Raw genomic sequence first — 23695 nt, 5'->3', positions numbered from 1 at the left:
ACCAGTGAAAATGCGTATTCTCTCGGTAAGCGTCGCAGTAGCCGCGGTGGCTCTGGTGGGTGCAGGGTGCAGTTCGAGCGATGAATCCGATCACGCCGATCACAATTCGGCGTCGAGCAGCGACACCACGCAGACGACCACCGCGGGTCCCGCTGTCACAGCACCGACCGTCGCCGAGCTGCAGAGCTCACTGCAGCAATTGGTGGCACCGGACGTGGACGCCGCGACCAAAGCGGCGGCAGTGGAGAACGGTCAGGCGCGCTTGACCAACTTGGAGACGATGACCGCTGCACTGGCGAACTACGGAGCGATCACCTTCGAGGTGTCGGAGCCGACCGTCGCAGGCGAGACGTCCACCGCGGACGTCGCCATCGCCACCCCGCGCGGAACTGCGGCTCCGGCACCGCAGACCTGGGTGCTGATCGACGGCACGTGGAAGCTGTCGGATGCCAGCACCTGCCAGATCCTCGCGATGGGCCAGGCACCCTGCGTCTAGCTCGGCAGCCGAGCCGGCAGCATCAGCCCTTACCGGAACGACGCTGCGGTTTCGGAGTGACAGTGCCCTCGGCGAGGCGTCGAACGCTGACGAGGAATGCCGTGTGACCTTGCATGCGGTGCTCGGGGCGAACCGCGAGCCCCACCACGTGCCAGCCGCGAACCATCGACTCCCACGAACGAGGTTCGGTCCAGCACTCCTGCGCGCGTAGGGCTTCGACGACCTTGGACAGCTGCGTCACCGTTGCCACGTAGACCAGCAGCACTCCGCCGGGGACGAGGGCCTTCGACACCGCGCGCAATGCGTCCCACGGCGCGAGCATGTCCAGAACCACCCGATCGACCTGCTCACCCGGACGATCGACACCGAACTGGTCGACGTCTGCCACGGTCAAGTGCCAGTTGGACGGGCGCTCGCCGAAGAACGTCTCGACGTTCTTGATCGCGTAGTCGGCATGGTCCTGGCGGATCTCGTAGGAGATGACCGTTCCTTCTGTACCGACTGCACGCAGCAGTGAGCACGTCAGAGCGCCGGATCCGGCACCGGCCTCGAGCACGCGCGCACCGGGAAACATGTCACCCTCGTGCACGATCTGCGCCGCGTCCTTGGGGTAGATCACCTGGGCGCCGCGGGGCATCGAGAGCACGTAGTCGGTCAGCAGCGGCCGCAGCGCGAGGTAGGGGGTGCCGTTGACGGAGGTGACGACGCTGCCCTCGTCGGCACCGAGCAGTTTGTCGTGAGTGATGCCGCCGCGGTGCGTATGGAATTCCTTACCGGCTTCCAGCACCACCGTGTAGTGACGACCCTTGCCGTCGGTGAGCTGAACTCGATCGCCGACTCGAAACGGCCCAGTGCGGGCGGGACCGGTCTCCGCCGGTGCGTCGGCAGCTGTGGCGTCGGCAGCTGGAGTGACCTCCGCGCCGGACGTGACATTCGGGTCGAGTTCGATCTCGTCGGTCGTGGCAGTGACCACGTCGTCCGCACTGGGCAGCGATGCGTCGGCCGTGGCGTCGGCCTCGAATCCGTCGGTCGACGCGGATGTGGAATCACCGGAGGACACAGCGGACCTGCTTTCGTTGCGATGTGACGCTCGGCCTCGATCGGCAGGCGTCGGGGGACGACTCGACGTGCCAGACTACGGCCTTCACCGAAGATGTCGGACCAGCGGCATAGTCTCGCAGTCGTGAGTATTTCCGTGTCGAGCCCCATCGACTTACCTCTTCTCGATGTCGGTGACTGCGCCGACGTACCGCGTTCGAGGTCCGGCAGCCGCAGTACTCCGGCTCTGTCCCCTTCTCGCGCAGGTGATTTCAAGCAGTGCCCACTGTTGTATCGCTTCCGTGCCGTGGACCGGCTCCCCGAGGTCTCCACCGAAGCTCAGGTGAAGGGAACTGTGGTGCATGCCGCACTCGAGGCCCTGTACGCACTACCTGCCCGCGATCGAGTGCCCACCACCGCCCGCGACTTGGTGGACCCGGCCTGGGATCGGGTCGTGGCCGAGTCACCCGACATCGCGTCGCTGGTTCCGGCGGACGACCGTCCGGCGTTTCTCGACCGGGCTCGTGCCCTGGTGGACGGGTACTACGAACTCGAAGACCCCACGCACTTCGATCCCGAGTCCTGCGAACAGCGCGTCGAGATCGCGTTGGACGACGGAACGCCGCTGCGCGGATTCATCGACCGGATCGACGTCGCACCCAACGGAATGATTCGCGTCGTCGATTACAAGACCGGACGTGCGCCGCGTGAGTTCACCGAATCCAAAGCGCTGTTCCAGATGAAGTTCTATGCGCTGATGATCATGCGCATGCGCGGAGTCGTTCCCGCGCAGCTGAAGTTGATGTATCTGGCCGACAAGCAGGAGCTGACGTATGCCCCCGACGAGGGTGAGCTGCTGCGCTTCGAGCGTATGCTCTCGGCCATCTGGAAGGCGATTCTGGCGGCCGGTGAGACCGGTGACTTCCGCGCCAAGAAGGGCGCACTGTGCAAGTGGTGCGATCATCAGGCATTGTGCCCCGAGTTCGGCGGCACTCCCCCGCCGTACCCGGGTTGGCCGCAGACCGCATCGGGACAGTCGGAGCCCGAACTGTGACGAGTCCGGACGCCTTCTTCGTTCCCGCCGGTGTCGGCAAGGACGGCTTCGAGAGGGTCACGGCCACCGAGCACACCGTCAGTCTGTGGGCACCGACGATGCAGCACGGCGCTCCGCCGTCCGCTCTGTTGGTGCGTGCACTCGAGCGTGTCGACGCTCGACAGGACACCCGTATCAGTCGAGTCGCGGTCGATATACTCGGTCCGATTCCGGTCGCGGACATCGAGATTCGGGCATGGACGGAGCGCCCCGGGGGCAACGTCGAACTCGTCGTTGCCGAATTGTGGGCGGAAAGTTCGTCCGGCACTGCTCGAGCGGTGGCTCGCGGCAGCGCGTGGCGTATGCGCACCACACCGACGGAGGACGTCGAACACGTCGGCGACCCAGTGATGAAGCCGGTGGGAGGCGGAGTCGACTACACCTTCGGGGGCACGTGGTCGTCGGGCTATCTCGACGCCGTCGAGTTCAAGATTCTCACCGGGCTCGGTGCCGTTGGTCCCGGTGAGGTTTGGGCCAGGCCCAAACCTGTTCTCGTCCAGGGTGAATCCATGACTCCGATGGAGCGACTGTTCTCGATTGCGGACATCGCGAACGGAATCGGCGCGAAGCTCCCGATCGACGAATGGACCTTCTTGAACACCGACCTGACGGTGCACGTGTTCAGGGTGCCTCAGGGTGACTGGGTCGGAGTCTCGGCGGAAACCTCCACCGGTCCGGACGGGATCGCCATGTGCGCAGGCACCCTCAGCGACGAACTGGGACCGGTAGGGCGCATCGCCCAAACAGTGCTGGTTCGCCGGCGCGCGTGATCGTGGCGGAACGACGGGCGTTCCGCCACGCACCTAGAACGCTCGGCAGGACCTGATGTCGGAGGCGAGAATGGCTTTGGCGCCCAGCTCCGCGAGCTCGTCCATGACGTTGTTGTGGACCTTGCGAGAGACCATGGCGCGCACGGCAACCCAGTTGTCGTCGACCATCGGTGCGAGGGTGGGTGATTCGATTCCCGGGGTGATCTTGACGGCTTCGTCGAGGATCGCTTTGGGGCAGTCGTAATCGAGCATCAGGTACTGCTGAGCGAAGACGACTCCCTGTACGCGAGCGATCAACTGCTTACGCGCCGAGTCGGTGCCCGGCGTGCCGGCGCGCTCGATGAGAACACCCTCGGAATCGCACAGTGATTCGCCGAATGCGACGAGATTGTTCTGACGCAGCGAGCGACCCGACTCGACCACGTCCGCGATGGCGTCGGCGACACCGAGTTGAATGGAAATTTCCACGGCCCCGTCGAGACGGATCACCGTGGCCTCCAAGCCGCGCTCGGCCAGGTCCTTACGCACGAGATTGGGGTACGAGGTGGCGATGCGCAGGCCGCCCAAGTCCTCGGGTGCCCATTCCTTGCCTGCGGGTGCCGCGTAGCGGAACGTCGACCGGCCGAATCCGAGCGCCAGGCGCTCTTCGACGGCTGCCCCGGAATCGAGAGCCAGGTCTCGTCCGGTGATGCCCAGGTCGAGCTGCCCCGACCCGACGTAAATGGCGATGTCCTTGGGACGGAGAAAGAAGAATTCGACCCCGTTGGCAGGGTCGAGGACGGTCAGATCCTTGGAGTCGCTCCGACGCCGGTAGCCGGCCTCGCTGAGGATCTCGGCGGCGGATTCGGACAACGCGCCCTTGTTGGGTACGGCTACACGCAGCATGGAGTTTTCCTTCATCGGTGAGTTCACAGGAGACGTTCGGGCCCTACCTCACAGATGTCGGTAGACGTCCTCGAGCTCGATTCCCCTACCCACCATCATGACCTGAACCCAGTACAGTAGCTGCGAAATTTCTTCGGCGAGTGCAGCGTCGCTCTCGTGTTCGGCAGCGATCCACACCTCGCCGGCCTCTTCGAGGACCTTCTTACCCTGGAAATGAACTCCTGCGTCCAACGCAGCGACAGTGCCCGAGCCCTCGGGGCGGGTCTTCGCGCGGTCGGTGAGCTCGGCGAACAGGGAATCGAAAGTCTTCACGGATTCGTATTCTTTCACGTCGGTATCCAGCGGAATCAATTCGGTCGAGATTCGAGGAGTCAGGCTGCCCAGGCCCGCTGGACGTCGTCGGCGGTGAGTCCGACCAGACCGTCGCGGATGGTGTAACCCGGCGCTGCCGGAACCGCCACTTCCGACGGGACGACCAGCACCGGGCAGCCGGCTGTATGTGCCGACAGTGAGCCTGTCGGAGAATCCTCCACCGCAAGGCAGGCACCGACGTCCACGCCGAGCAGCGCGGCACCCCGCAGGTACGGCGCCGGGTGCGGCTTCCCGAACTCGACCTCGTCGCCGCTGACGGTGATGTCGAAGTACTCGCGGCCGAGAGTCTCCAGTGCACGCTCGACCAGTCCACGTTCGGTGTTGGTGACCAACCCGGTCGCCAGGCCCATGTCGCGTACGCGGGCAAGAGCATCCTTGGCGCCGGGCCGCCACGGAATACCGTCGGCGAACATGTCGCCGACGCGTGTGGTCAGCCATTCACGGCCTTCGGCCAGGTTGTCGTCGGTGACAGAAACCGAGGCGTTGGCGAGCACTTTGCGCAACGCGTCGTGCATCGAGTTGCCGAGGGTGCTCTCGCGGACCTCCGCGCTGAGTTCGGTTCCCAACGTGCGGGAGTACTCACCGATGGCGACGTCCCAGATCTTCTCCGAGTCGAGCAGTGTGCCGTCCATGTCCCACAGGACACCGTGCAGGCGGGTTCTAGACATTGAAGTACTTGGCCTCCGGGTGGTGAAGAACGAACGCATCGGTCGACTGTTCGGGGTGCAGCTGCAATTCCTCGGAGAGCTTGACGCCGATTCGTTCGGGTTCGAGCAGTGCGGCGAGTTTGATGCGGTCCTCGAGGTCGGGGCATGCCCCGTAGCCGAACGAATAACGCGCACCGCGATATTCGAGTTTGAAGTACCCCTCGGCCTCGGTGGGATCGTCCGCGGCGACCGAGTTGCCGTCGGACAGCTTCAGTTCCTCGCGTACTCGGCGATGCCAGTACTCGGCGAGAGCCTCGGTGAGCTGCACTCCGATTCCGTGTACCTCGAGATAGTCGCGGTAGGCATCGGCTGCGAACAATTCGTTCGCGAAGTCCGCGATGGGCTGGCCCATCGTCACCAGGTTCATCGGCAGCACGTCGACCTGGCCGGATTCCCTTGCAGCCGAACGAGACCGAACGAAGTCGGCGATGCAGAGGAATCGGTCGCGGTGCTGACGCGGGAACGTGAACCGAAAGCGTTCGGGCGCATCGGGTTCGGGCTCGGTGAGAACGATGACGTCGTCGCCCTCCGAAACGGCCGGGAAGTATCCGTACACCAGGGCGGCGTGCGCGAGAATGCCGTCCGTGCTCAGGCGGTCCAGCCAATACCGAAGGCGCGGTTTGCCTTCCGATTCCACCAGATCCTCGTAGGTGGCACCCTCACCCTTGCGGGCTCCTCGTAGGCCCCACTGCCCCAGGAACAGTGCACGTTCGTCGAGCAGACCCGAGTAATCGGCCAGGGACACGCCTCGGACGATGCGGGTTCCCCAGAACGGTGGTACGGGAATGTCGATGTCCGCAGCGACGTCGGATCGCTCGGGTACCACGACCGGAGCCTCGGCGGCCTTGCGCTTCTCGGCGATGCGCTTGGACCGTTCGTGGCGTTCCTTGCGTTCGGCTGCCTTCGCCTTCGCAGCGAGTGCCTCGGGACTGTCGGGAGCCGGGCCGCCACCGCGTTTGGTGGTCATGATGGTATCCATCAGACGCAGGCCTTCGAACGCGTCCCGCGCGTAGTGAACGTCGCCTTCGTACACGTCCTGCAGATCGTTCTCGACGTACGACCGGGTCAACGCAGCGCCGCCGAGCAGCACCGGGAATTTCTCGGCCACGCCGCGGGAGTTCAGCTCGATCAGGTTGTCCTTCATGACGACCGTCGACTTCACCAGTAGACCGGACATTCCGATGACGTCGGCTCGTTTGTCCAACGCGGCTTCGAGAATGGTCGAAATCGGTTGCTTGATACCGAGATTGACAACTTCGTAGCCGTTGTTGCTCAGGATGATGTCGACGAGGTTCTTGCCGATGTCGTGCACGTCGCCCTTGACGGTGCCGAGCACGATGCGGCCCTTGCCGTCGTCGTCCGTCGCTTCCATGTGTGGCTCGAGATAGGCCACGGCAGCTTTCATCACCTCGGCGGACGCGAGCACGAACGGCAACTGCATCTGGCCGGAACCGAACAGCTCGCCGACGGTCTTCATGCCCGACAACAGCGTCTCGTTGATGATCTCGAGAGGTGGCTTCTCGGCCATCGCGGAGTCGAGGTCCGCGTCGAGACCGTTACGCTCGCCGTCCACGATGCGCCGTTCGAGTCGCTCGAACAACGGCAGCCGACCCAGTTCCTCGGCACGCGACTCTCTGGCCGATGCCGCGGACACGCCTTCGAAGAGCTGCATGAGCTTCTGCAGCGGGTCGTAGCCTTCGCGGCGGCGGTCGTACACCAGATCCAGAGCGGTCTCGCGTTGCTCGTCGGGAATCTTGTTCATAGGCAAGATCTTCGAGGCATGCACGATGGCGGTGTCGAGACCGGCCTGGGTGCATTCGTGCAGGAAGACCGAGTTCAGCACCTGCCTCGCAGCAGGATTGAGGCCGAACGAGATGTTCGACAACCCGAGGGTGGTGTGCACCTTGGGGTACTTCTCCTTGAGCTGGCGGATGGCCTCGATGGTCTCGATGCCGTCGCGTCGCACCTCTTCCTGGCCAGTCGAGATCGGGAAGGTGAGGGTGTCGACGATGATGTCCTCGTGGCGCAGGCCCCAGTTCTCGGTGATGTCGGTGATCAGGCGATCTGCGACACGCACCTTCCACTCGGCAGTACGCGCCTGCCCCTCCTCGTCGATGGTGAGAGCGACGACGGCGGCACCGTGTTCCTTCACCAGACGCATGATCTTCTGGAACCGCGAGTCGGGTCCGTCGCCGTCCTCGTAATTGACCGAGTTGACGGCGCTACGTCCACCGAGGTGCTCGAGGCCGGCCTCGAGCACGGCCGGTTCGGTGGAGTCGAGCATGATCGGCAGCGTCGACGCAGTCGCCAATCTGCTTGCCAGTGCCGCCATGTCGGCGGCACCGTCGCGGCCGACGTAGTCCACGTTGAGGTCCAACATGTGCGCGCCGTCGCGCGTCTGATCCTTGGCGATGTCGAGGCACTTCTCGTAGTCCTCGGCGAGCATCGCGTCACGAAATGCCTTGGAGCCGTTGGAGTTCGTGCGCTCACCGATCATCAGGATGCTGGCGTCCTGCTCGAACGGCACGGCGGTGTAGAGCGAGGAGACGCCTGGCTCCGGTGCCGGCTTCCGTTCCAGCTTCGTCGCCCCGTGCACCATGTCGGCAACCTGACGAATGTGTTCGGGGGTGGTGCCGCAGCATCCGCCGACGAGTGCCAGCCCGTACTCGCGGACGAAACCGCTCAGAGCGTCGGCCAATTCGGGGGCGGTCAGCGGGTATTCGGCACCCTTCGCGCCCAACGTGGGCAGTCCGGCATTGGGCATCACCGACACCGGCAGTCGCGAATGCTTGGACAGGTGGCGCAGGTGTTCGCTCATCTCGGCGGGGCCGGTGGCGCAGTTGAGCCCGATCATGTCGATGCCCAGCGGTTCGAGCGCAGTGAGGGCTGCACCGATCTCGCTGCCGACCAGCATTGCGCCCGTCGTCTCGACCGTCACGTGGGTGATGATCGGGATTCGCACACCGAGCTTGTCCATGGCGTGCTGGCTACCGATGATCGCGGCCTTGACCTGCAGCAGGTCCTGGCACGTCTCGACCAGAATGGCGTCGGCACCGCCGTCGATCATTCCCAGAGCGGCTTCGGTGTACGCGTCGCGCAGCCGTGCGAACGGGGCGTGGCCGAGTGTGGGGAGCTTGGTTCCGGGTCCCATGGAACCCAGGACGTACCGATCCATCCCGTCGCGGCCGGGTCCCATTTCGTCCGCAGTCTCCCGGGCGAGGCGGGTGCCTTTCTCGGCCAACTCGCGGATTCGATCCTCGATGTCGTAATCGGCCAGGTTGGGCAGGTTGCAACCGAACGTGTTCGTTTCCACGGCGTCTGCGCCGGCCGCGAAGTACTCGCGGTGAATCTCGCGCAGCACGTCGGGCCTGGTGTGGTTCAGAATCTCGTTGCATCCCTCGAGGCCGAGGAAGTCGTCGAGAGTGAGGTCGGCGTCCTGGAGCATCGTGCCCATTGCTCCGTCGCCGATGACAACGCGACGTGAAATCGCATCGAGCAGACCGGGCTTGTGTTGATCGGGCATCACTACAGAGTAGTGGGCACCACGGATACCTCGAGTCGTAGGCTGTCGTGGTGAGTCCCCGAAACCTCGATGATCAGTCCCCGCCCGACGACGGTACCGACAAAATGGACAAATCAGGTGCCGACGCGGACATCCCTTTGGACGCCGCGCTGATCGAGGCCGTGCAGGATGCTGTGGCGAACGCCACAGACGTCGACGCCGACTACGACGAGGACGATCCGAACGACGACATTCCCAAGCTGCGTTCCCCGGTACTGGTCGCCGCTTTCGAGGGCTGGAACGACGCAGGCGACGCGGCGAGCGGCGCGGTCGAACATCTGGAGCTCATCTGGGATGCCAGCCCGCTGGCCGAGCTGGACTCCGAGGACTACTACGACTACCAGGTCAATCGGCCGACCGTTCGCCAGGTCGACGGGGTCACCCGCGAGATCGAGTGGCCGTCGACCCGATTGTCGGTGTGTTCACCGCCCGGTAGCGACCGTGACGTGGTCTTGTTGCGTGGTATCGAGCCCAACATGCGGTGGCGAAGCTTCTGCGACGACCTGCTCGAGTTCGTCGAGCAGCTGGGCGTCGAGACCGTCGTCATTCTAGGCGCGCTGCTGGCTGACACGCCGCATACACGCCCCGTCCCGGTGACCGGGACCGCGTACAGCACCGAGTCGGCCGAACAGTTCAACCTCGAGCAGACCCGCTACGAGGGGCCCACCGGCATCACCGGCGTTCTGCAGGACGAATGCGTCAAGGCCGGGGTGCCGGCCGTGTCGTTCTGGGCTGCCGTCCCCCATTACGTGTCGCAGCCACCGAACCCGAAGGCCACCGTGGCGTTGCTGCAGCGGGTCGAAGACGTACTCGACATCGAGGTGCCGCTCGGCGAGCTGCCCACGCAGGCCGAGGAGTGGGAGGAGGCGGTCAACGAGATGACCAAAGAGGACGAGGAGATCAGCGAGTACGTGCGCAGCCTCGAGGAGCGTGGTGACGCGGAGGTGGACATGTCCGATGCGATCGCCAAGATCGACGGTGACGCCATCGCCGCCGAGTTCGAGAAGTACCTCCGGCGACGCGGCCCGGGCAACTTCGGACTCTGACCGAAGCGCACACGAGGTGCCCGGAGCCGGTGAGGTCTTTCTGATCCCGACGTAACGTCACCGCAGCGGTGGCGTCACCCCGACACCGGAGCCTCGTGGGTATGGCCAGCACACCGCGATTTCTGCAAGGCGTCTTCTCCTTCTCCGGCAATGGTCTGGACAAGCCCGAGTTGATCGATCCCAGCCTGAGTTTCGTCGTCCCCGAGGGGGTGACGGCCCAGCCGCTGTACTTCCGCGGCGGGAACTCCAGCGCCGAACTCGTGGTCGTGACGTTGCTGCGCGACGGCAGTCCGATGCGTATGTTCCCGATGGGAGCCAAGACCGGCGTCAACATCCCGCTGCGGGTCGTCGAGGACGTGGATCCCGATACCGTGCTCGAGCTGGTGGTCGCGGCCCCTGCCGGAACCAGCGGAGAGGTCGTCGTCGACTTCGGTCTGGTGCTGGTCTGATGACTGCGGGAAAACAGCGATTGCTGGTGATCGGCAACGGAATGGCCGGTGCCCGGACGGTCGAGCAGATCCTCGAGCGAGACGGCAGCTCGCTGTTCGACATCACGATGATCGGCGACGAACCGTACGGCAATTACAACCGCATCATGCTCTCCCACGTGTTGTCCGGTGAGGCTACAGTCGACGACGAGGATCTCGTTCTCAATCCCATGAGTTGGTACAGCGACAACGGCGTGACGTTGCACGTGGGCGATCGAGCCGTCTCGCTCGACCGGTTCTCCAAGACGGTTGTCTGTGAAAGCGGTCGCTCCGTCGACTACGACGTACTGATCATCGCGACCGGCAGCAACACGTTCTTCCCGAACATGGACGGTCTGCGCGAGTCCGATGGCAGGCTGGCACGCGGGGTGTTCGGATTCCGCACGATCGCCGACACCAACGGCATGCTGCAGATGGCACAGTCGCGCGACGACGTGTCGGCGGTCGTCATCGGCGGCGGTCTGCTGGGCCTCGAAGCAGCGTACGGATTGCGGACGCAGGGGCTGGAGGTGAACGTGGTGCACTCGCCCGGGCACCTGATGAACCAGCAGCTCGACGAGCGCGGTGGACGGGTGTTGCGCAACAAGATCGAGTCACTCGGCGTCGGTGTCCACACCTCGAAGAGAACCACCTCGGTGTTGCGCTCGGACGACGGTACCGTCACCGGCGTCGGTTTCAACGACGGCACCTCGCTGGACGCGGACATGGTCGTCGTGACCGCCGGAATTCGGCCCAGTGTCGATTTCGCCCGCGCCGGCGGCCTGGTCATCGAACGCGGAATCGTCGTCGACGACCAATTGCGCTGCGAGGACGAGGGTTCCATCTATGCCGTCGGCGAATGCTGTCAGCACCGCGGTGAGGTGTACGGCCTCGTCGCGCCCCTCTGGGAGCAGGCCGCTGTCTTGGCCGATGTACTCACCGGGGCAGATCCCGCTGCCGCTTATCACGGTTCGCGTCTGACGACCAAGCTCAAGGTGGCCGGCGTCGACGTCGCGTCGATGGGGATCACTGCGCCCGAGCGCGACGACGACGAATTCGTTCAGTTCTACGAACCCCGTAGTGGCACTTACAAATCGGTCATCGTGCGGAACAACAAGCTCGTCGGCGCCACTCTGCTCGGCGACATCTCCAAGGCCAACTTTCTCACCCAGGCGTTCGACGAGAAGGTGCCGCTGCCCGACGAGCGCATCAGCATGCTCTTCGACATGGGAACGCCCTCTGCGGCAACAGGAGCCGCCGAACTGGCAGACGACGTTCAGGTGTGCAACTGCAACGGCGTCACCAAGGGCACCATCGTGGCCTGCGTGCACGCCGGTGCCAAGAATCTGAGCGACGTGACCGCGAAGACCCGTGCAGGCAAGGGATGTGGGTCCTGCAAGGGATTGGTGAAAGACATCATCGCGTGCGCAGCCGGTGGTGCCGTCGAGGCCGATCCCACGGCGGACCGGTACGTCCCCTGCATCCCGATGACGAAGCCGGAACTGATCGATGCGATCAGGTCGCAAGACCTCCGGGCAGTCTCGCAGGTGTTCACGGCGCTTGCGACCGACGGCATCGAGGATGCCGCCGCCAAGATGCCGCTGGCGTCACTGCTGCGCACCGTCTGGGGTCCGGATTGGGTGGACGAGCGCGGCGCACTGTTCATCAACGACCGGGTGCACGCCAATATCCAGCGGGACGGCACGTTCTCGGTGGTACCGCAGATGAAGGGTGGCGTCACCACCCCGGATCAACTGCGCAAGATCGCCGACGTCGCCGACAAGTACCACGTGCCGCTGGTCAAGGTCACCGGCGGACAGCGCATCGACCTCCTCGGGATCAAGAAGGAAGACCTACCCAAGGTATGGGGCGATCTGGACATGCCCTCCGGCTTCGCCTACGGCAAGAGCATGCGCACGGTGAAAACCTGTGTGGGCAGCGACTTCTGCCGCTTCGGTCTCGGCGACTCGACCGCTCTCGGCATCGCGCTCGAAGAGCGGTTCCAAGGCTTGGAGACTCCCGCGAAACTCAAACTCGCGGTCGCCGGCTGCCCGCGCAACTGCTCGGAGGCGCTGTGCAAGGACTTCGGCGTGGTCTCGGTCGGCGAGGACAGGTGGGAGATCTACGTCGGCGGCGCGGCCGGGGCTCACATCCGCAAGGGAGATCTGCTGGCCACCGTGACAGGAGCCGAGGGGGTGATGACAGTGGCAGGCAGATTCATCCAACACTATCGAGAGAACGCGCAGTGGCTCGAACGGACGTACGCCTGGGTTCCGCGCGTCGGCTTGGAGGAACTGCAGAGCCTTCTGATCGATGACCGTGACGGCATCGTCGCCGGACTCGACGAGCGACTGCAGACATCGGTCGACGGCTACGTCGACCCATGGCAGGACCGTGCAGCGCCCAAATCGCCCGCGCAGTTCGCACCCTCGCTGCCACTGCTCCCGCTGCCCCAGGTGCCGGTCCGATGAGCGTCCCGGTGGGGTCGTTGGAAGACCTGACTCCCGGCGAGGGACGGGCCTACGTCGTCGACGGCAAGCAGGTCGCGGTGTTCCTGCTCGGTGACGGCTCGGTGCGCGCGATGGACGCCGTCTGCCCGCACCGGGGCGGACCACTGGCCGACGGCCAGATCGACGGGTCCGTTGTCGTCTGCCCACTTCATCAGTACGCCTTCTCGCTCGACGACGGCACCTGCCCGAGTGGAATCGACTCGGTGCGCACCTACCTCGCGGCCGTGGTGAACGGAAAAGTGACCGTGGAGCTGTAACCGGCACGGTTGAACAACCGAGACCCTGCACCGCCTGGTCGTTTCGCAGGCTTCCACTCCTACCCCCTACCCTGTTCCAGTGACCGAATCAGGCGAGGACGCACGGCTGGGTGCCGCGAACGCGTTCGTGGAGGAAGACCGTCTCGGTCTCTTCTCGTTCGCCGTCGCCGAGAAAAGATCCGAATACCTGGCAGTACTGCGGGCGTTCGACACCGCTCGCGCGAACTACGTGGTGTTACTGCACTCGGGCGACGTCGCCGATCTCCTCGCTCGTAGCCCCGGGCGTCACAACGCGCTGACCACACTGGACATCGCACCCCTGCTCGATCAGCTCCACGCCTGGGGTCTGCTCGAACGCAGCTACGACGGCACCCGCGCCGCGACCCTTGCCGAATACCGCAACCGGCACTTCGTCTACCAGTTCGGTCAGGCCGGCTACAAGGCCTACCGCGCGGTCGAGGACGTGCTCGGTGCCCGCCTGGACGACGCCTCGCTGTCCCGGCTGGTGCTGCCCGAGCTGCTGGCCGACATGCACGAGCTGGCCGAGGCGAACCGTCAGGCCGACGGCGACCGCATCTACCGCAAGCTCAGCAGACTCGATTCGACGTTGTCGGAGATGGCGACCCGCGCCGCCCACTTCTACCTGGTCCTGGGTGATCTCGTGCGCACGACCGAGATCACTCCCGAGTCTTTTCTGGTCCACAAGGACGCGTTGCTGACGCACATGCGCGAGTTCAGCTCGGATCTCACCCGTTACGCCCCCAAGTTGGCAGAAGCGATCGCACTCGTCGAGAGCACCGGCATCGAGGAACTCGTCGACCGTGCCGCGATCAGCGACGAACGAGTCTTTCTCTCCGTCGACGAACGGCGAGCGGACTGGACCGACCGATGGGCCGGGTTGTCGCACTGGTTCGTCGCGGCCGAATCCGAGCTCAGCGAATCCGAGCGCCTCCGCGAGGGCACGATGAGCGCAATCGCTGCTGTGCTGTCACTGCTGCGACGCGTCACCGAAACTCGTAAGGGCGGTGTGAGTCGGGAGAGCCAACTGCGTCACCTGGCCGGCTGGTTCGCCGCTGCCCCCACCGAGGACAGCGCGCATGCTCTGTTTCACGCAGTGTTCGGTCTCGGCCGGCCCCGGCACCTGTCGATGGTTCATCCCGACGCCGACATCATCTCCACATCCCGATCGTGGTGGGAAGCACCGCCGGTCGAGATTTCGCGCACGCTGGCCGAGACCGGACGCACACCGACCCCCGGCGTTCCGGGACGCGTGCAGCGCAACGACGGCAGCATCAGACGACTGCGGGAGCAACAACTCGAGTCGCAGCGATCGCGCAGTGCCGCCGCGCAGTCCCTCGCCTCGGCCGGAATCCACGACAGAATTCTGAACGAGCAGGAAACCGAAGTGTTGCTGAGCCTGCTCAACGCCGCGTTGACTGCCCGGGTACGCGTGAGCGGACGCACCTCGGACTCGTCCGGATCGGACAGCGGCGTGCGCCTGACGCTGAGCGACAGCGACCGTTCGACGATCGTGCGCACCAGCCGAGGCCGATTGCATCTGGACCGCCTCGCCCTCGACGTCAGTGAGGTGGCACGTCGATGAGAGCACGTGAAATCTCCTCGCTCGCTTTGGATTCCTACCAGCGCGCCGCCCGCGTTGCGTTGTCCAATCACCTGGTTACCGCGACGTACCCCGATCGAATTGCGCTACCGCTGCTGCGCAGGTGGGCAACCGAACTGCGCGAGGACCTCCTCGAGCTGTTCGGTTATCGCTTCGAGGTCACCGAGACGACCGCCCGTCTGTTCCCCGTGATCGATCGCCTCGACGACAGTCAACCCGCGCGAACGCCCTCCGAGCGGGTGTTCGACCGCCGCAGGTACGCGTACCTGGCGTTGGCGCTCGCCGCGCTCGGTCGTGCCGGTAACCAGATCACTCTGTCCGAACTCGCCGATCACGTTGCGACGGAGTCGAGTCAGGTGGATGGCGTCGAACTCACGACCGACCGCGCGAGCGACCGAGACGCATTCGTCGACGCGATCGGATGGCTGGCCACGCGTGGTGCAATCTCGCTGGCCGACGGCGACGCCACCGGCTGGGCGAACAATCCAACGGCCGGTGAGGCCCTGTACGACATCGACAGATCGGTGGTCGTCGCAATGTTTCGGCCTCCGCGTGCCGTGCAGCACCTGCGTTCGATTCGCGGCCTGCTGGCCGGCTCGGATGCACCACTCGATCCCGAGGACCCCGATCTCGGCCATTCCGATTCCGCGCGGGACACAGATCCGAAAGAAGTTCTGCGCGCGGTCCGCCGGGCGCTGGTCGAGCACCCCGTCGTCTATCTCGACGATCTCGATGGAGACGCACGCACCGCCCTGACCGCCTCGCGCACCGTCGCCGACGTCGAGTTGCTCACCGGTCTCGTTGCCGAGCGTCGCGCCGAGGGCGTGGCCCTCATCGACACCTCTGGACGGTTGTCCGACCACCGCTTTCCCAGCACCGGAACGATCGCCCAGGTTGCGTTGCTCATCGCGGGAGAAATCTCCGATCGGGTGGTGGATCCGGATGCTCCGGCACTGACCACGTATCCGCTGCCCGCGAGCGACCTACTCGTCGAACAGTTGGACGACGCGATCCCCGGCGGCGGAATCTTCGGTGACCTGGCCGACTTCGGATTTCCCGCCGATCCGAGGACGGTCGAGAACTCGGCGGAGCGCACACAGTATCCGTTGATCGAGGACAGTTGGCTGGTCTCGATCGTCGACGATCTCGTGGACCGATTCGGTCGCACGTTCGCAGCGCAGTGGCAGACCGACCGGGACGGTCTGCGCATCCGTGCGATAGCGCTGTTGCATCGACTTCGCTTGATACACAGCGTATCCGGCGGCGTATTGGTGCTACCGGTGATCGCTCGGTACCGAGACGTGATGGTCAGCGTGCGTGACCGAGTCCCGCAGGACTCGCTCTTCGGCACCGAACAAGCCCCCAGTACCGATCCATCCGAAGTAGAGGCCTGAGTAGATGACCGCACACTCGAATCGCTTCCGGCCCACGCGCGCCGGAATCGTCAACCTGTGGGACTACCGAGATCAGGAGTTCTCCTTCGCCGACGGTCGATTGGTGCTGCGTGGACCCAACGGATCCGGCAAGACCAAAGCGCTCGAAGTGCTGTTTCCCTTCGTCCTCGACGGCCGGATCGAGCCGCGCAGACTCAACCCGTTCGCCGGTGAAGAACGAACGATGAAGTCCAACCTGCTCTACCGAGGCCAGGAAAGCGCCCATTCGTACGTGTGGATGGAGTTCGGCCGCGGCTCGCGCGAGGACCCCGAATCGGTGACGGTCGGAATCGGTATGCGAGCGAGCCGCCACAACGACAAGGTGACGCGCTGGTACTTCGTGGCCGACGGCCGAGTGGGCGTCGACTTCTCGTTGTTGGGCTCCGACGACCGGCCGCTGACGAAGAAGCAATTGGCCGAACAACTCGGCAGCGATGCCCTGACCGATCGTCCGGTCGACTACCGCGCCGCGATCGATGCCCGGATGTTCGGGCTCGGCGCGCAACGGTACGACCAGTTGATCAATCTGATTCTGACACTTCGCCGTCCGCAGTTGGCCAAGAATCTCGACCCGAAAGGGTTGTCCCAAGCCCTGACCGACGGTCTACGTCCCCTCGACGAGCAACTGGTGCTCGAGGCGGCACGCTCCTTCAGCGACATGGAGGAAGTCGGACGCGCGCTGGAGGGACTGGCCCAAGCCGATCAGGCGGCCAGGAACTTCGTGTCGGTCTATTCCAAATACCTTCGCGTACAAACCCGTTCGGATGTCGAGCAAGTCTCGCGTCGGCTCGAAGCAGTGACGCACGCGACCACCGCGCATTTCGCCGCGGCCGCCCTGAAGGACCGGCGCCTGCTGGAACGGGCGGCAGCCGAGACGCGGTTCGACGAGGCCGAGCGTGCGCTCGATCAAGCCGTCGCAGACCGAGAAACGCTGCAGCGATCGAGCGCGTACGAGGGCAAGCAGCAACTGGACGATCTCGCCGAATCCGCGGCGAAGCTGGAGGTCTCGACGGCGCAGCAGGCCGACCGAGCACGCAAAGCGCAAGCAGAACTGGAGCAGCGCACGGCCGAGGCCGCCCGGGCGGACTCCGCACTCCGGGACTCCGTTGCCGGAGTGACTCGCGCGGAGGACGAGCTGCAGACTGCGGCCGAGGACGCGGGCATCGTGTGGACACCACTGCCCGGTACGGCGCGCAGTGATCAGATCAGTACTGCACTTCGCGGGCACGCCGAGGAACGGGACGGCGACGTACGCGCAGTGCGTGAGGCGCTGGCCACCGTCGAGAAGGCGTCGACGGAACGCGCTCGCGCGGAGAAGGCCGCCACGAAGGCGCGCGAGTTGCTCGAAGCAGCCGCGGCTGCCGTCACCGAGGCCGAGGCGACGGTGGACCTGGAGAAGGCGCAGTTCGCTTCGGGCCTGCGGGCCTGGTGGTCGAGCAACTCGTCGCTCTACTCCTCCGCAGGCATCACCTCCGCTGTGTTCGAGGCCCTCGACGCAGCCCTGGCAGGCATCGGCGACGACGACGCCCCGAGCCTCGAATCGGTGCTCGCCGAGCAGACCTCGGACGGTATCGACGCGATTCGCGCCCGGCAGGCACAGGCACGCGTCGACGTGGCCGCGCGCGAGGCCGAGGTGAAGGCGCTGCGCGACGAACTGTCCCTGGTGCGGGCCGAACACGACGATGCCCCACCACCGTTCGTAGCGCGCACCGACAGCCGTGCCGATCTCTCGGGCGCACCGCTGTGGCAACTGGTTCGGTTTGCCGATGCGGTCTCCTCCGCCGACGCGGCGGGGATCGAATCCGCACTGCAGGCCGCGAACCTGCTCGACGGATGGATCCACCCGACCGCAGACTCCCCCGTCGACGCGACGTCGGAGCAATATCTGTCGCCGCTACCGGTGGCCGCGAGGCCGACCGGGTCGACGCTCGCGTCCGTGCTGGAACCCGAATCCGGTACTGCCGTCCAGGAATCGCGCATCCTCGATGTACTGAATTCGATTGCATTGCAGCAGGATCGGAACGACCGATCGAACAGTTCTGTCTCGATAGGCGTCGACGGTCGGTACTGGCAGGGAGTGCAGCAGGGTCGCCACGCGAAACCGGATGCCGAGTACATCGGTGCGACGGCGCGGGCCCGCAGGCGGGAGCAGCGCATCGCCGATCTCGGTGCGGCGATCGATTCCGCGACAGCCGAACTCGCGACCGCGACCGCCGACGAGCTGGCGGCGCGCGAGCTGGTGCAGGCGTTGAACGCGGCCGCCAAGCAGCTCCCCCGAGTCTCGGCCATCGTGAAGGCGCAACGTGCCGTCACGGCAGCCGCAGGCGCGCTGCGCACCTCGAAAGATGCGTCTGCAGCGGCTGACCGCGAGTTCGACCAGGCGATCGCCGACCTGTCCGCGAAAGAGAAGCAACTGCGGTCCGTCGCCGTGGCCCATCGCACCCCGCACCTGGGCCGCGATGTCGACGCCCTTGCCGCAGCGATTCGCCATTTCGAGCACCAGGGTGCAGCGGTCATCCGTAAGCGCAGCGACCATGCACGCGAGACCGAGCGGGCGCGCGAGGCCACCAATCGCCTCGAGGAAGCGACCGGCCTGGCCGAGGAACTCGCCGAGGAAGCTGCAATAGCCGAGGAGAGCTACCGGCAACAGCTGCAGCGTCTGGAATTGCTGAGCGAGAAACTCGGTGCCACGGCCGAACAGATCGACACCGATCTCGACAATGCGCGTGATCGCATCGAGAAGTGCCGAGCCGAGCAGCGAGCAGCCCGAAAGGCGGACAAGGAAGCCGGCGAGGCGATCGGCAAGGCCGAGGGTGCATGCAACACGGCGCTCGAAAGCCTGCGCGCGGCCGTGACCGAGACCTTGGGTGATGCCGTCCGACTGGCACCGTACGCCCGCAAGGATCTGCTGGCCATCCTCGGCGTGCACGAGACGTACACGTGGCCGGCCAGCGACTCGGCGTGGCTGACGGTCGATCAGATCCTGTATCGAGTTCAGCAGGCCGCCGGCCCCGACGACGAAGTCCCGGTGCTACCACCGGTGGTGCTCGCGCTGCATTCGGCACTCGACACGGCGACGGCGTCGGTGAAGGTGACCGACTCGAGCCGGAAGTCGACACGAACGGCGCTGACGAGTGCGCTGCAGGAGTTCGACTCGCAACTGGCCGCTTCCGGTCAGGACTACCGGCTGCAGTGGGACGCACCGGACGGGTTGACGGTGGTACGCGTGCAGGACGAACAGGGCTATTCCTCGGTCGGAGACTTCGCCGACCGCATCGGTGCCGCCAGGGCCGACCAGGAACTGCTCTTGACCGAGCAGGAACGCCGAATTCTCGAAGACGCGCTGCTGACCGGGTTGGCGCAGCAGATACACGAGCGCACCGTCGACGCACGCGAGCTGATCGCCCAGATGTCCGCCGAGATGAAGCAACGCCGTATGTCCTCGGGCAACACGATCGGCGTGCACTGGGTGCTGGCGGACAACCTCGACGACGGGGCGCGGGCGGTGTCCAAGCTGCTCGACCGCGATACCTCGGCGCTGAGCCAGGACGATCTGGCCGCGATGCGCGCACACTTCGCATCGGAGATCAGGATCGCTCGTGCGGCACATCCGGAACGGTCGTATCCCGAGATCCTGTCCGCGACACTGGACTATCGTCGCTGGCGGGTGTTCGCGTTCACGCTCATCAGCGGCGACGGCAACGAGGATCGTCTGACCGTCGCTCGTCACAGTGCGCTCTCGGGCGGTGAGCAGTCGGTGTCGCTGCATTTGCCGCTGTTCGCCGCGGCGCACGTAATGCTCTCGTCCGCCGATCCGCATTCACCGCGGCTCCTGGCGCTGGACGAGGCGTTCGCCGGTGTCGACGACAACGGCCGTAGCGAATTGCTCGGCCTGAGTGTGCAATTCGACCTGGATCTGTTCATGACCGGTTACGACCTGTGGATCACCTACGCGGATGTCCCCGGTTGTGCACACTACGATTTGGCGCACTCGACCGCCGAGAACACCGTCAGCGCAGCCCTTCTGGTGTGGGAGAACGGTGAACTGTTCGCCGAACACGACGGCACCGACCTCGCAGCCGCCCTCGGATCACCGTTGACCCGCCGGGTGCCGACCCGAACCGAAGGTGGGCTGGAGTTTGGCCGGTAACGGTGAGTGGCGAGGCAGCGCCGAATTGGCGGCGCTGTTGGACGCTGCGCGAAAGAAGTTGGAGTCCAACTGGCTTCGGGTCGGCGGTAACATCACCGTCGACTTGAGTGATGCCCCGGAACTGTGGCGTCTGTGCAGTGCCATCTCGAAGTCCAACTCCAGCCTGCACTCTCGGGCACGGAGCACCCGGCTCGATCTCGAGCGGTTCGACGCGTGGCTGAGCCATCCGCCCAACGGCGGTATCGGTCTGATCGACACCCTCGCCGGGCAGGCACCGCTGCAGGACAAGAAGCGCATTGCGGCCGACAAGGCTCAGGTGCGCGCCGATGCGCTCGATCGGGCACGTGAGGTACTCGGCGGTGGTACCGACCGCGAGTGGATCGAGCACTGGATCGCGTCGCTGCTCAATCAGGACGGTACCCTCGGCGGCCGCGTCGCCGTCGACGCGCTCGGGGTCGCAACACAGGTCCTGGCGCTCCTTCCGGTGGACGGGATGTCGCTCACCGAGCTGGCGGAACTGGCCACCGGTGATACCAAGGCCCTCACGGGCGGCGGTGCCGCGAAACTCGTCCTCGATGCACTGTCGTTGCGCGAGAACGTGCCTCGGCCCGTCGATCCCGTGGGCATCCGGGCACTGTGGGAAACGGCCGGGGTGTCGGTCGACGCACTGTCGAGTCGGGTGCTGGTCCTCGGCTACCGCGTCGCAGAGACCCACACCGTTGCTCGCTGGCTCAACGAAGCAGCCGACGAGGGCGTGCCCTTTCCTGTCACCGTGGACATGCTCGCGCGCGGCCCGCTCACCAACAGCTCGTCGAGAGTGTTCGTGTGCGAGAACGTCGCGGTGCTCGCGGCCGCAGCCCGCTCTCTCGGCTCGAATTGTGCGAGCCTGATCTGCACCGACGGTCAGCCCTCGGCCGCCGTGCATCGGCTTCTTGCTGCGCGCGCCCCTGGCACGGTGATCGAATGGCGTGCCGACTTCGACTGGGCAGGAGTGCACATGGTGACCCGTGCTCTAGCCCGGTACGACGCGGTGCCGTGGCGAATGGACGTCGACTCGTACCGCCGCGCACTGGACGCGCGCAACTCGGAACCACTGAAGGGGTATCCCACGGACACTCCGTGGGACCCGGAACTGGCTGCGGCACTGCGTGATTCGGGGCGAGCGGTCATGGAAGAACGCCTGATCCCGGATCTGCTGGCGGATCTACGCCTGGGGCCCGCGGACTAATGCAGCGGAACCCCTAGCAGCGCATCGACCGCATCGGCGAAAGTGCCTGGTGCGCTCGCATCCGATCCACCGCGCTCGACTGCCAAACTTGCCCACGCATCGAGGGCGTCGAGAGCCTTGGGTGTGTCCAGGTCGTCGGCCAGATGCTGACGCAGGCGGTTGACGACGTCCTCCGCCGACGCTGCGGACTCGAGCGCCGCTGCTCGACGCCACAGCGCGAGGCGGGTGTGTGCTCGCTCGAGGACCTCGTCGGACCACGGCCGATCCTGCCGGTAGTGGCCCGCGAGCAGGCCCAGCCGCACCGCGGCCGGATCGACGTTCTCTGCGCGGAGCTTCGAGACGAACACCAGGTTGCCGCGGCTCTTGGACATCTTCTCGCCGTCGAGACCGATCATTCCCGTGTGCACGTAGTGCCGGGCGAACCGAGGGTCACCGGTTGCTGCTTCGGCGTGTGCCGCCGAGAATTCGTGGTGCGGGAAGATGAGATCGCTTCCGCCGCCCTGGATGTCGAAACCGGTTCCGATGCGGTTGAGTGCAATGGCCGCGCATTCGATGTGCCAGCCCGGTCGGCCGGGGCCCCACGGCGACGGCCACGACGGTTCGCCGGGACGTACCGCGCGCCACAGCAGCGCATCGAGTGAATCGCGCTTGCCCGCACGATCGGGATCTCCGCCGCGTTCGGCGAAGAACGTGTCCATGGTGGGACGGTCGTAGCCGGATTCGTAGCCGAACTGCTCGGTGGCGTCGGCACGGAAGTACACGTCGGGGTACTCGGCGTCGTCGACGACGTAGGCCGCGCCCGACGCCACCAGCTTCTCCACCAGTTCGACGACCTCGTCGACCGACTCGACGGCACCGATGTAGTCCTGCGGAGGCACGACGCGCAGAGCTTCCATGTCGGCGCGGAACAGCTCGATCTCGCGCGCACCGAGATCGCGCCAATCCTCACCGTCGCGATCCGCGCGCTCGAAGAGTGGATCGTCGACATCGGTGACGTTCTGCACGTAGTGCACCTCGATACCCGCATCCCGCCACAAGCGGTTGATCAGATCGAACGTCAGATACGTTGCCGCGTGACCGAGGTGGGTGGCGTCGTACGGGGTGATTCCGCAGACGTACATGCGTGCGGTCGAACCGGGGGTGACCGGACGGACCTGGCGGTCTGCGGTATCGAACAACCGAAGCGCTGGACCCTGTCCTGGGATTGTCGGGATCTCCGGGCTGGACCAAGAATGCATGCAGCCGAGCCTATCCGAGCCCGTTCAGAAGGCGGGCCACGGTATCGGTCTGCTCGATCGAGGTTCCGGCATGACCGGGCGCGCGATCAGCTGCTGGGCACGATCCAACACCGCAATGGTTTCGGCCAGCGTGATCTTGTCCACCAGCCGCGGAGCGATGACGGTGTCGAAGGTCTCGACGAACCGCACGACGTCGGCCATCAGAGCATCGTCGACCGCCTGACCTGCCCACCCCCAGAGAACCGTGCGCAGCTTGTTCTCGGCGTGCAGGCAGATGCCGTGATCCACCCCGTAGACATAACCGTCGAGACCTTCGAGGGCATGCCCACCCTTGCGATCTGCATTGTTGAGAATGACGTCGAGAACCGCCATCCGCTGCAGGCGTGGATCGTCGGCATGGATCAGAGCGATCTCTTCGCCATCGCCGTCGTAGGCCTGCAACACCGGAATCCAGCCCGCCGGAACGAGATCGGGACGGCAGATGTCGACCAGGTCCACGCGGCCCTCGACCCGCTCCTCGGGAGTATCTATCCACTTCTGCACCATGCCGGGACCGAACGGACCGTCGCGCAGCACCGTCGGCGGAATCACACCCCACCCCAGCGCCTCGGAGATCTCGTACGACGCCACCTCCCGCCCGGCGAGGGTCCCGTCGGGAAAGTCCCAGAGCGGCACCTCCCCGCGCACGGGTTTGTACACACACCGCACTGCCGAGTCGCCGTCGCCCGCCTCGCACACGAGGGTGGCGTTGGACGCCGAAACCACCCGGCCGACGACAGTCAGCTCGCCGGTCTCCATGGTCCCGCGGCCCTCGAAGGGAGG

General features: G+C 65.4%; 18 protein-coding genes. 11 read left to right on the top strand and 7 right to left on the bottom strand.

Going from position 1 to position 23695, the window contains the following annotated elements:
- Positions 1-10: 10 nt before the first annotated feature.
- On the top strand, positions 11-496 hold the full coding sequence (locus E4P29_RS14905; protein ID WP_135045926.1) for a hypothetical protein: 486 nt from the start codon (positions 11-13) through the stop codon (positions 494-496).
- A gap of 22 nt (positions 497-518) precedes the next feature.
- Here E4P29_RS14905 and E4P29_RS14900 read toward each other — a convergent pair whose 3' ends face one another.
- A complete protein-coding gene (locus tag E4P29_RS14900; RefSeq protein WP_245154334.1) occupies positions 519-1556 on the bottom strand; it encodes a tRNA (adenine-N1)-methyltransferase in 1038 nt (345 codons plus the stop codon).
- A gap of 225 nt (positions 1557-1781) precedes the next feature.
- On the opposite strand from E4P29_RS14900, the gene E4P29_RS14895 reads away from it, so the two are divergent.
- Together E4P29_RS14895 and E4P29_RS14890 are read left to right on the top strand one after the other, a co-directional pair.
- Positions 1782-2588 (top strand): RecB family exonuclease, encoded by an 807-nt coding sequence (locus E4P29_RS14895; RefSeq protein ID WP_245154343.1) that lies wholly within the window; start codon positions 1782-1784, stop codon positions 2586-2588.
- Positions 2585-3397: a thioesterase family protein gene (locus E4P29_RS14890; protein WP_135045806.1), complete on the top strand. Its 813-nt coding sequence runs from the start codon at positions 2585-2587 to the stop codon at positions 3395-3397. Before E4P29_RS14895 ends, E4P29_RS14890 begins: the two co-directional genes overlap by 4 nt.
- Positions 3398-3430: 33 nt before the next feature.
- On the opposite strand, the gene hisG is transcribed toward E4P29_RS14890, so the two are convergent.
- The 4 genes from hisG to metH are packed head-to-tail and all read right to left on the bottom strand — an operon-like array spanning position 3431 to position 8884.
- Entirely contained in the window at positions 3431-4282 is an 852-nt protein-coding gene (hisG, locus tag E4P29_RS14885; RefSeq protein ID WP_048318520.1) for an ATP phosphoribosyltransferase, read from the bottom strand.
- A 48-nt stretch (positions 4283-4330) separates the two neighbouring features.
- Positions 4331-4612, bottom strand: a complete 282-nt coding sequence (locus E4P29_RS14880; protein ID WP_197077479.1) for a phosphoribosyl-ATP diphosphatase — start codon at positions 4610-4612, stop codon at positions 4331-4333.
- A gap of 41 nt (positions 4613-4653) precedes the next feature.
- Positions 4654-5322: an HAD family phosphatase gene (locus E4P29_RS14875; RefSeq protein ID WP_135045804.1), complete on the bottom strand. Its 669-nt coding sequence runs from the start codon at positions 5320-5322 to the stop codon at positions 4654-4656.
- Complete coding sequence (metH, locus tag E4P29_RS14870; protein WP_135045802.1) at positions 5315-8884, bottom strand: methionine synthase; 3570 nt, start codon at positions 8882-8884, stop codon at positions 5315-5317. Before metH ends, E4P29_RS14875 begins: the two co-directional genes overlap by 8 nt.
- Before the next feature lie 104 nt (positions 8885-8988).
- Here metH and E4P29_RS14865 point away from each other — a divergent pair, with 104 nt between their 5' ends.
- The 8 genes from E4P29_RS14865 (at position 8989) to E4P29_RS14830 (ending at position 21635) form a co-directional block, all read left to right on the top strand.
- Entirely contained in the window at positions 8989-9969 is a 981-nt protein-coding gene (locus tag E4P29_RS14865) for a PAC2 family protein (RefSeq protein WP_245154342.1), read from the top strand.
- Positions 9970-10070: 101 nt separating this feature from the next.
- Positions 10071-10418 carry a molybdopterin oxidoreductase gene (locus E4P29_RS14860; RefSeq protein ID WP_135045800.1) on the top strand — a complete coding sequence of 116 codons (348 nt, stop codon included), beginning with the start codon at positions 10071-10073 and terminating at the stop codon, positions 10416-10418.
- The gene (nirB, locus tag E4P29_RS14855; RefSeq protein WP_135045798.1) at positions 10418-12907 is read left to right on the top strand and encodes a nitrite reductase large subunit NirB; all 2490 of its coding nucleotides are present in this window, start codon (positions 10418-10420) and stop codon (positions 12905-12907) included. The genes E4P29_RS14860 and nirB overlap by 1 nt, the downstream gene beginning before the upstream one ends.
- Entirely contained in the window at positions 12904-13203 is a 300-nt protein-coding gene (locus E4P29_RS14850; protein WP_135045796.1) for a Rieske 2Fe-2S domain-containing protein, read from the top strand. Before nirB ends, E4P29_RS14850 begins: the two co-directional genes overlap by 4 nt.
- Positions 13204-13330: 127 nt before the next feature.
- Positions 13331-14806, top strand: a complete 1476-nt coding sequence (locus E4P29_RS14845; RefSeq protein ID WP_348539768.1) for a TIGR02677 family protein — start codon at positions 13331-13333, stop codon at positions 14804-14806.
- Complete coding sequence (locus tag E4P29_RS14840) at positions 14803-16218, top strand: DUF2398 family protein (protein WP_135045792.1); 1416 nt, start codon at positions 14803-14805, stop codon at positions 16216-16218. Before E4P29_RS14845 ends, E4P29_RS14840 begins: the two co-directional genes overlap by 4 nt.
- A 4-nt stretch (positions 16219-16222) precedes the next feature.
- Positions 16223-20407, top strand: coding sequence for a TIGR02680 family protein (locus tag E4P29_RS14835; RefSeq protein WP_135045790.1), 4185 nt, complete (start codon positions 16223-16225; stop codon positions 20405-20407).
- Positions 20397-21635, top strand: coding sequence for a DUF2399 domain-containing protein (locus tag E4P29_RS14830; protein WP_245154333.1), 1239 nt, complete (start codon positions 20397-20399; stop codon positions 21633-21635). Before E4P29_RS14835 ends, E4P29_RS14830 begins: the two co-directional genes overlap by 11 nt.
- Here E4P29_RS14830 and mshC read toward each other — a convergent pair.
- On the bottom strand, positions 21632-22873 hold the full coding sequence (gene mshC, locus E4P29_RS14825) for a cysteine--1-D-myo-inosityl 2-amino-2-deoxy-alpha-D-glucopyranoside ligase (RefSeq protein WP_135045786.1): 1242 nt from the start codon (positions 22871-22873) through the stop codon (positions 21632-21634). The two genes, E4P29_RS14830 and mshC, sit on opposite strands and share 4 nt — an antisense overlap.
- A 24-nt stretch (positions 22874-22897) precedes the next feature.
- Positions 22898-23671: an SCO1664 family protein gene (locus E4P29_RS14820; protein ID WP_167328042.1), complete on the bottom strand. Its 774-nt coding sequence runs from the start codon at positions 23669-23671 to the stop codon at positions 22898-22900.
- Between the last annotated feature and the right edge of the window lie 24 nt (positions 23672-23695).

This window comes from Rhodococcus sp. 1R11 (assembly GCF_004563845.1).
In the GTDB taxonomy this organism is placed as follows: domain Bacteria; phylum Actinomycetota; class Actinomycetes; order Mycobacteriales; family Mycobacteriaceae; genus Rhodococcoides.
Note: the sequence above shows the minus strand (reverse complement) of the source record. Positions and strands in the feature narration are given on the sequence as shown.

What these genes read in the sequence shown, in the direction of transcription:
- E4P29_RS14865 (WP_245154342.1), top strand. Translation starts at nt 8,989, where the DNA reads ATGGACAAATCAGGTGCCGACGCGGACATCCCTTTGGACGCCGCGCTG.
- mshC (WP_135045786.1), bottom strand. Translation starts at nt 22,873, where the DNA reads ATGCATTCTTGGTCCAGCCCGGAGATCCCGACAATCCCAGGACAGGGT.
- nirB (WP_135045798.1), top strand. Translation starts at nt 10,418, where the DNA reads ATGACTGCGGGAAAACAGCGATTGCTGGTGATCGGCAACGGAATGGCC.
- E4P29_RS14860 (WP_135045800.1), top strand. Translation starts at nt 10,071, where the DNA reads ATGGCCAGCACACCGCGATTTCTGCAAGGCGTCTTCTCCTTCTCCGGC.
- E4P29_RS14875 (WP_135045804.1), bottom strand. Translation starts at nt 5,322, where the DNA reads ATGTCTAGAACCCGCCTGCACGGTGTCCTGTGGGACATGGACGGCACA.
- E4P29_RS14850 (WP_135045796.1), top strand. Translation starts at nt 12,904, where the DNA reads ATGAGCGTCCCGGTGGGGTCGTTGGAAGACCTGACTCCCGGCGAGGGA.
- metH (WP_135045802.1), bottom strand. Translation starts at nt 8,884, where the DNA reads ATGCCCGATCAACACAAGCCCGGTCTGCTCGATGCGATTTCACGTCGC.
- E4P29_RS14820 (WP_167328042.1), bottom strand. Translation starts at nt 23,671, where the DNA reads ATGGAGACCGGCGAGCTGACTGTCGTCGGCCGGGTGGTTTCGGCGTCC.
- E4P29_RS14835 (WP_135045790.1), top strand. Translation starts at nt 16,223, where the DNA reads ATGACCGCACACTCGAATCGCTTCCGGCCCACGCGCGCCGGAATCGTC.
- hisG (WP_048318520.1), bottom strand. Translation starts at nt 4,282, where the DNA reads ATGCTGCGTGTAGCCGTACCCAACAAGGGCGCGTTGTCCGAATCCGCC.
- E4P29_RS14840 (WP_135045792.1), top strand. Translation starts at nt 14,803, where the DNA reads ATGAGAGCACGTGAAATCTCCTCGCTCGCTTTGGATTCCTACCAGCGC.
- E4P29_RS14905 (WP_135045926.1), top strand. Translation starts at nt 11, where the DNA reads ATGCGTATTCTCTCGGTAAGCGTCGCAGTAGCCGCGGTGGCTCTGGTG.